Source organism: Tunturiibacter gelidiferens (assembly GCF_013410115.1).
Lineage (GTDB): Bacteria > Acidobacteriota > Terriglobia > Terriglobales > Acidobacteriaceae > Edaphobacter > Edaphobacter gelidiferens.
The window spans coordinates 130,261-137,157 of record NZ_JACCCV010000003.1 but is presented as its reverse complement, the minus strand read 5'-3'; the positions used below and the strand labels follow the sequence as shown (position 1 = coordinate 137,157).

General features: G+C 54.1%; 3 protein-coding genes. 1 reads left to right on the top strand and 2 read right to left on the bottom strand.

Annotated elements, in window-relative coordinates; translation table 11 throughout:
• The first annotated feature begins 280 nt into the window (after window positions 1-280).
• Complete coding sequence (locus HDF12_RS21935; protein WP_179587380.1) at window positions 281-4,057, top strand: PAS domain-containing sensor histidine kinase; 3,777 nt, start codon at window positions 281-283, stop codon at window positions 4,055-4,057.
• Between the two features lie 114 nt (window positions 4,058-4,171).
• Here the strand turns inward: HDF12_RS21935 and HDF12_RS21930 are convergent, their stop codons facing one another.
• Both HDF12_RS21930 and HDF12_RS21925 read right to left on the bottom strand, forming a co-directional pair.
• A complete protein-coding gene (locus HDF12_RS21930; RefSeq protein ID WP_179587378.1) occupies window positions 4,172-4,444 on the bottom strand; it encodes a hypothetical protein in 273 nt (90 codons plus the stop codon).
• Between the two features lie 272 nt (window positions 4,445-4,716).
• Window positions 4,717-6,327 (bottom strand): MFS transporter, encoded by a 1,611-nt coding sequence (locus tag HDF12_RS21925; protein WP_179587376.1) that lies wholly within the window; start codon window positions 6,325-6,327, stop codon window positions 4,717-4,719.
• Between the last annotated feature and the right edge of the window lie 570 nt (window positions 6,328-6,897).

Sequence of the window (6,897 nt, the reverse complement as noted above, 5' to 3'; positions counted from 1 at the left end):
GTGTCAGATCACGCTGGCTCATCCTGATCAGATCCATCCTTTGAACATGACATTTCAAAAGAGGAGAACCATGACACTTCTATTGGGTTGTTACACCCGAACTATACATAAGATGCGTTATCAGACATAGAATCAGTAGTTTGCAGGAGATACCTAAACAATAACATCGCCCCCTTCGGGTGCTGTTGCTCTTTTGGATTCCCACCGTCCAAGTAGCCGACCTCGGACAATTGGATCCGATCGCCACACTCATTGCTTCTAACGAGGGTACTATTCGGGGATGAGCTCGGACCGGCGCCCTTCGGTGGATGATCAGACTCTCCGTCTTCGGCAAATTCTCGATTTGTCGCCTGCGCTGATCCACACAGCCATGCCAGACGGCTCCCTCGATTTCTTCAACCGCACCTGGTGCGATTTTTTTGGGAAACCGGTGGAAGAACTCTACGGGTGGAAATGGATCTCCTGCGTTCATCCGGACGATATCGGAGTGCTCCTCGAGAAATGGCGAGAATCCATTGCCACAGGAAATCCACTGGAAGTGGAAGCCAGGGTTCGTCGAGCTGACGGCGAGTTTCGTTGGATGCTTCATCAGAAAATAGCTCAACGCGACGCGGACGGAACGATCATTCAGTGGCATGGCACAAGCCTTGATATTGAGGGTCGTAAACAAGCGGAGGACAGCCTTCGGAAAAACATTGAAGAACTGCAGACAAATAAGTCCCTCCTGGCTGAAGCGCAGCGTCTGGGGCAAATGGGCAGTTGGTCCTTTGACCCGGCGAAGGGGTTTGACCACTGGTCGCCTGAGCTTTTTCAGATCCACGGCCTTGAACCCACTTCGGAGGTTCCAACTTCCGAAGGATATCTAGCGCTCGTCCACCCCGAAGATCGTGAGTTCATGGCTTCGACCATGAATCAAATGCGTGTAGGAGCTTACGGGTTTGACGTCACGAAACGCATCGTACGTCCTGACGGTCAACTCCGATACATTCGTTGTGTAGGGTCGGCAAGCTCTGAAACGGGTGGTCTAAAGCAAATCGGCGTAGGCGTTGATGTTACAGAGCACGAGTTGCTGATGCAGGAACTCCGGCGCCGCGAAGCTCACCTGGCCGAAGCACAACGCCTTGGTCATATTGGCAGTTGGGTCTTCGAGCCTCCAGGCACCTTTGAGTACTGGTCTGATGAACTTTTTCGCATCTATGGTCTCGATCCGGGGAGAGACGCTCCTACGCTCGACGAATACCTGGCATGCGTTCATCAGCACGATCGTGAGTTCATGGCATCGCGAATCGAGCGGGCGATCGCGGAGGCTTCAGGATGTGATGTCACCCAACGTATTGTGCGACCGAATGGCGAAGTTCGGTACATCCGCTGTGTTGGAATTCCGATCTTAGAGAACGGGACACTGAAGAGGATCGTAGGCAGTGCCATTGACATCACGGAGCACGAGCTTCTCACTCGGGAACTCCGACGGCGCGAAGCCTACCTGGCCGAAGCTCAAAGACTTAGTCACACAGGTAGTTTTGGGTGGAAACCTGATACGGGAGAGATTGTCTGGTCAGACGAGACCTACCGCATCTTCGAGTACGATTCCGCCGTGAAGCCGACCTTAGACCTGCTGGTGCGGCGTCTTCATCCTCAAGATCGGGCTTTCTTTCAGCAGGTCAGCGATCGCGCGTCCCAGACTGGCGGTGACTTCGAACATGAGTATCGCTTGCTGCTGGATGACGGGCGAGTCAAGCACGTCCACGCGCTAGCTCACGCTTTGCAGGATGCATCCGGCAATCGCGAGTTTATCGGAGCGGTGACCGACATCACCGAGCGCAAGGCAGCGGAAGAGAAGATCCAACGTAGCGAGAGAGAGCTGCGGACTCTCGTTGAGGCGATCCCCGCTTATGTGGGGACCGCACTGCCGGACGGATCGGTCGATTTCATGAGCCAAAGTTGGCTGGACTACACGGGGCTCTCCAGAGAGCAGAATATGGGTTGGGGGTGGGCGGATGTGATCCATCCCGAAGACTTTGATCGAGTGGTGGCCAATTTGCGGGCCGCTTTGGCCTCCGGAGCGGCCGCCGAACATGAACTACGCTGCCGGCGCGCGGATGGAACCTATCACTGGTTCCTGTATCGCGGGCTCCCTTTCCGTGACGATGGAGGAAACATCGTTAAGTGGTACGGGACTCTTACTAAGATCGATGCATTGAAAGAGACTGAAAGCGCTCTTCAAATGCGAGAGCACGAACTCCTTGGCATTATCGAAACAATTCCCTCAATGCTTTGGTCAACCTCGCCGACAGGAGAACCAACCCACAACTCTCAAAGACTCCTTGAATATGTTGGAGCTTCCCACGAGGAATTCGTTAATCGCGGGTGGTTGAGCTTCATTCATCCCGATGATCGAGAGGAGTCCGCGAAGGCATTCTTCCGCGCAATCGAAACTGGAGAGTCATATAACGCAATACACCGCGTGCGGCGCGCAGATGGAGAGCACCGATGGCATCACACGAGAGGGGAACCTTTGCGCGATCCTCAGGGCAAGATCGTTCAATGGTACGGCCTCTCGATTGACATCGACGAGCGGAAACGAGCGGAGGAAATAGTCCGGAGGAGTGAGAGAGAGCTTCGGACCCTGATTGATCAAATGCCCGCCTTTGTGGGGACCGCTTTGCCCGACGGATCGTGTGATTTTCTCAGCGAGAGTTGGCTGGACTACCTCGGTTTTACCCTGGAACAGGGGCTGGGCTGGGGCTGGGCGAGCACAATACACCCCGAAGATTTTGACCGAGTAGTGGCCAATTGGCGGGCTGGATTGGCCGCAGGGGAACCGGTCGAGCAGGAGCTGCGCTGCCGCCGCGCAGATGGGACCTATCTCTGGTTCTTGAATCGCGATTTCCCTCTGCGCGATGATGAGGGAAATATCATTAAGTGGTACGGAGTTCTTACGAACATCGATGCATTGAAGAAGGTTGAAACTGCTCTTAAGATGCGAGAAAATGAACTCCTTGGCATTGTCGAAACAATTCCCTCAATGCTCTGGTCAACCTCACCGACCGGAGAATCAACTCATCTCTCTCAAAGACTCCTTGAATATTTTGGGGCCCCCTTCGAAGAATTCCTTAGTCGCGGGTGGGAGAGATTCATTCATCCCGATGATCGAGAAGAGACTGCGAAGGCGTTCCTCCGAGCAATGGAAACTGGAGCGTCATACAACGCAATAAACCGTTTGCGACGCGCAGATGGAGAGTACCGATGGCATCACACCAGAGGGGAACCTTTGCGTGATCCTCAGGGCAAGATCATTCAATGGTATGGCCTCTCGATTGACATCGATGAGCGGAAACGGGCAGAAGACCGTCTTCGGGATACGAGCATCAGGCTCAGCACAGCATCGAAAATAGCAACCGTAGCTGAGTTATCGGCGTCGATCGCTCACGAACTCAATCAGCCGCTTATGGCTGTGCTTGGAAATGCTCAGGCTGCCAAACGTTGGTTGGCAGCCAATCCGCCCAATCTAACTGAAACAAACGCCTCGATTGAAGGGGTATTGAGAGATATTCGCTCCGCTGATGAGACCATGCAGCACATTCGCGCTCTTTTTAAGAGCGAACCATACGAGAAGAGTCACGAGAGTGTTCTGGACATCATTCGAGAGTCCTTACGTTTCGTCCATGAAGACCCCAACAAGCGCGAGGTTCGGATTGACTGGTCTATCGAAGGTAGCCTGCCGCCAATTTGGGTTGACCGTATTCAAACCCAGCAGGTATTTATCAACCTAATTTCGAATGCGATTGAAGCGACCGACGGGAGTGCAAATACAGCCAAGATTCTGCTGAGAGCCTTTGTTACACAGGAGCACGAGATCATTGTCCAGGTCATTGATAACGGCACGGGACTCGTAGATACCGAAAGGATATTCGATGCCTTTATGACAACCAAAGAAAAGGGCTTGGGAATTGGCTTGGCCGTCTCAAGATCTATCGTCGAAGCCCACGGCGGGCGGCTCTGGGCAGAGAACAACCCTGACGGGGGCGCCACTTTCAATGTCGCCTTGCCCGTGTAGTCAAATCGCGAGGTACGCTAGCTCCTCGTCCAACGATCTTCGCCCTTGAATCCGTATTAAAAATCCCGGCGAGCCATGCTGCTCTCACCGGGTTGCTACCAATCAATCCCTCGACTACTTGGTAACCGCATCCTTAACGCCGTCGCCGGTCTTTTCCGTACCGGTCTTGACACCTTTTCCGGTGTCTTTGGCCGTGACCTTGGCTCCATGGCCAACGTCTTTAACGCCAGCCTTTGTGCCTTTGCCAACTTTCTTAGCAGCATGTTTAACGACATGCCCGGTCTTGGTTGCAGCTTTGTTCACATCCTGGGCGGCATCCTGTCCAATCGCTATTCCTACATAGAGAACTAGCAATGCGGAAATCCCTGCAATTTTAAGTGCTTTCATCGTTTCTCCTTTTCATTTGCAACCATCAGTTTGAGCAACACCTACATGCGGCATATCCTCAACACGCTTCCAGCACCTTCCAAAGTTCGTTCGTATGCTAGGCCATCTGGTGGATGAATCTTGGTGAGGTGCCCGGAGTCTTGCCGAAGGGCCTGAGCGTTCGCCGCTACCCAGTTTCGGTAAGGGGCAGCACGTTCTGGTCACCGAAGGACCGTCAACGTAGACCGAACAACTCGCTCGGCTTAAGCGCTTCTGTCTTATCGATGTTCGATTCATTGCATCTTTCTAAGGTCGTTGAAGGTGATCTTGCCTGGCCTTAGAAACAGCATTATGAGGAGATAAGCAATCACCACCCACACGATGAGGATGAATCCGTCTGACGTCGCAAGTGTGTAGGCCTGCGCACGCACTTGTAGGCCAATAATAGCGGCTGCACGTTGCTGTGCCTCTTGCCCATCAGTGGACCGCGGCAGTAGTCCGCCCGCCAGCATACGCACTCGGTGATCGGTAAGCCAGCTGCCGCTTTGTACATAGAGTCCCAACATGTTGTCGTGAAACTGCTCCCGCACGGCAATGAAGCGAGTCATAGCAGCTACGCCGATCTGGCCGCCGAAGAGTCGCATCAGGTGCATGAATCCGGAGAATGTGGCGGCGTTGGCGGCGCTTGTCAGAGCACCCGCTTCGAGCGCCTCCAGAACGATGCTGCTCACCAATCCGATGTACGTGCCTGCCAATCCGAGAGCCAGCAGAAGCTCCACTATTTCGAAGCTATTCCCTGACCACGAAGCATCCAGGTGTGACCAACACCAACAGCATATCGCTCCCACGGTAAGTCCAAGCGCGAGGACCAGCCGCGAGTTCGTGTAGATGATGATTGTGGCCACCAGCCACACCACCGCGAACATCGGCACGGCCACCCAGGCTAGCGTGTGTCCGGTCTCCAGCGGCCGGTAGTGTTGAATGTTGGCGAGGAAGCCTGGTACCAGCACAATCGCGGCCAGGTGCAGGAACTTGAACACGAAGATGGATGTGGCCAGGATGATGATGTTTCGAGTGTTCAGAAACTTGAGGTTCAAGACTGGATTGGGCTGGACGATGCGTCTCAGGATAGCCGCCCCAAGCAGAAAGAGTCCCGCGACGAGCATCCCGACGATAGTACCGGAGTTCAGCCAGTCCAGCCGCTGTCCTTGATCCAGAGCCCCGTACAAAAGAGCAAGGCTGAAGCTGAAATAAATGAACCCGTGCCAGCTTGGCCTGGGTTCTGCATTGGTCCGGCGCGGAATTCCGAAATAGACGCAGGCCATCATCAATGGGGTGAATAGTGCGGCATTCCAGAAAATCCAGCGCCAGGAAAGATGGTCGATGAACCATCCCTCCTGCAAAGACGCAATGTTACTGACGAAGACGATGTCCGCTGCATACGCCGCGATCCCAAAGATGATCAGCCGCTTCGGAAGGGTGGTCAAGACGAAAGTCATCGTGAGAGAGTAGAAGGTTCCTGACGCAAGACCTGCGACGATGACCAGCGCCAACATCACCTGGTAGTTCGGCGCAAACGGCAGCAGGAAGGATGCTGCAGCGAAGATCGCGGCAGCCGGAAGCAGAATCTTGCGCGGACCCCAAAAGGCGTTCACGAACACGACAAATACGCCACTGAACATCGTCGCCATGTTGAATGCGGTTGGAAGCCAGGACGCATCATCGAAACTGATGCCGAAGGCGCCTCGCAGATCGGGGAGACCGACGCTAAGTAATCGGCTGCTCAGCGTCGCGAGCCCTGCGCCCAAGAAGACCGCCAAAATTCCTACGTATGGGTTGGTGGCGGATTCGGGCTGAACGGATTGTGAGGGGGGAGATTGACCTGGGGTCTCTGAGGTCGTCATTTAGGAAATCTCCGTCACAGAACAACTCCATTTACGAACATTTACGATTCCTATATCCAGGGTGCAGTCGTTCCGCCCCTAAGATTGTTCATCCGGCCCTTTTTCTTTGCGCCTTCTCACGGTGGAAGTCGCAGGGTCGAATCCTGCTGTGCCCACGACATGCCAGTCTGGCCTAGTCTTGTCTCACGGCGAAAGAAGTTCACCATAGCCTCTAACTCCAGAAGGTGGATGAAGATGGTATTTAGAACCGCGCTAGCATCAACGGTCAAAGGAGTGACGATCGCAACTTGATGAACCCGGGTCATCGGTCTCTGGCTTTTAGTGATACTAGATACAACGCTTCTACGCCTATTACATAAAGCTGGTATCGCACTCACCGCATAACCTCAACCCGGTGCTTGGCAGGCTTGGCGAACGCTTACTCCCCAACGGGAGTCGTGCGATTAATTCGCAGTAGCCAGTTATCACCAAATGAGTGACCAAGCTATCGCTCGCGAGCCAGTTCCTCGAGTGCTTACACGAAGGACTCGTAAGGCGCATGAGTAGCGTGCTCCATCCCGACTTCACACG

Excerpts from the sequence above, each read along its gene's own strand:
- HDF12_RS21935 (WP_179587380.1), top strand. The coding sequence starts at position 281 with ATGAGCTCGGACCGGCGCCCTTCGGTGGATGATCAGACTCTCCGTCTT.
- HDF12_RS21930 (WP_179587378.1), bottom strand. The coding sequence starts at position 4,444 with ATGAAAGCACTTAAAATTGCAGGGATTTCCGCATTGCTAGTTCTCTAT.
- HDF12_RS21925 (WP_179587376.1), bottom strand. The coding sequence starts at position 6,327 with ATGACGACCTCAGAGACCCCAGGTCAATCTCCCCCCTCACAATCCGTT.